The sequence below is a fragment of the Nesterenkonia flava genome (assembly GCF_031432335.1).
Classification (GTDB): Bacteria; Actinomycetota; Actinomycetes; order Actinomycetales; family Micrococcaceae; genus Nesterenkonia; species Nesterenkonia flava.
Genome location: NZ_JAVKGT010000072.1, coordinates 1 through 1,452 on the forward strand (window position 1 = coordinate 1; position 1,452 = coordinate 1,452).

The 1,452-nt window shown below is 61.6% G+C and carries 1 protein-coding gene; it reads left to right on the forward strand.

Going from position 1 to position 1,452, the window contains the following annotated elements:
* The first annotated feature begins 47 nt into the window (after positions 1–47).
* Positions 48–1,445, forward strand: a complete 1,398-nt coding sequence (locus tag RH857_RS13480) for an IS30 family transposase (RefSeq protein ID WP_310538492.1) — start codon at positions 48–50, stop codon at positions 1,443–1,445.
* Positions 1,446–1,452: the final 7 nt, after the last annotated feature.

Consider the following 1,452-nt stretch of genomic DNA (forward strand, 5'->3'; position numbering starts at 1 on the left):
GCCGTATTCAAGTGGTCGTCGCAACACCTATCTGATGGAGGTGTTCGATGGGCATCGGCCCGAGGCAGAAACGAGCAAGGGAGTATCGCGGTCAGATCGTCTCTCCTGGGCGTCCTACAGTGGCCTGGCGTGAGGACCGCGTGCGGTTTTGGCAGGCTATCGCAGCCGGGGCCAAGACGAGGGAAGCCGGTGAGGCTGCTGGTGTCTCCGAGCCTGTAGCTCACCGGTGGTTCAGGCATGCTGGTGGCGTGAATCCACAACTGACTCCGAGTGTTTCGGGACGGTATATCTCTTCCTCAGAACGGGAGGAAATCGCCTTATGGCGAGCCCAAGAGATCGGGGTCCGAGAAATAGCCCGCCGGCTGGGCCGCAGTCCCTCGACGGTCTCACGGGAGTTACGACGTAACGCTTCGACCAGGACGTATCAGCTGGACTACAAGGCCTCAACTGCTCAATGGCATGCAGAGCGGCGTGCCCGCCGTCCGAAGGTCGCGAAGATGGTCACCAATGAACGGCTTCGTCAGTACGTCCAGGACAAGCTCAGCGGTGAGATCCTCACCGCTGAAGGTGAGGTCGTCGGCCCGGATGGCCCGGTCTGGGATGGGAAGAACAAACCACACCGCGGTGACCGTGAGTGGGTCACCGCCTGGAGCCCGCAGCAGATCGCGAAACGGTTACCGATGGAGTTCCCCGATGACCCGACCATGAGGATTTCCCATGAGGCGATCTATCAGGCCCTCTACGTCGAATCCCGCGGCGGCTTGGAGCGAAAGCAGTCATGGCACCTGCGCCGAGGCCGCACCAAGCGGATGCCCCGGGCTCGTACCCGGCAGGAAGCCTGGGCTCATGTCACCGCCAAGACGGTGCTGGCCAAACGCCCCAAGGAGGCTGAGGATCGCCAGGTTGCTGGCCATTGGGAAGGTGACCTGATTATCGGGTTGAAACGCTCAGCGGTGGCCACCCTGATTGAGCGCACCACTCGTTACGCGATACTGGTGCACTTGCCCCGGGAGGTCGGCTATGGGCTCATCCCGCCGAAGAAGAACGGTCCCGCCCTGGCTGGCTATGGAGCACTGACGATGAAGGATGCCCTGATCAACGTCATGAGTTCAGTACCAGCATCGCTGCGCCGGTCATTGACTTGGGATCGAGGCAAAGAGCTCTCAGCCCATGCTCTTTTCACCGAGGCTACCAAGACCCCGGTGTACTTCGCGGACGCGAAGAGCCCGTGGCAGCGCGGAAGCAACGAACACCTCAACGGGCTACTGCGGCAGTACTTCCCGAAAGGCACCGACCTCTCACGGTGGAGCACCGCGGAGATTGCTGCGATAGCCACCGCGATGAATAACCGGCCCCGAGGGATCCTAGGCTGGAGGACACCTGCCGAAGCCTTCGAAGATCAGCTACGCTCAGTCCAACAGGCAACTGTTGCGAGCACCGGTTGAATACGGC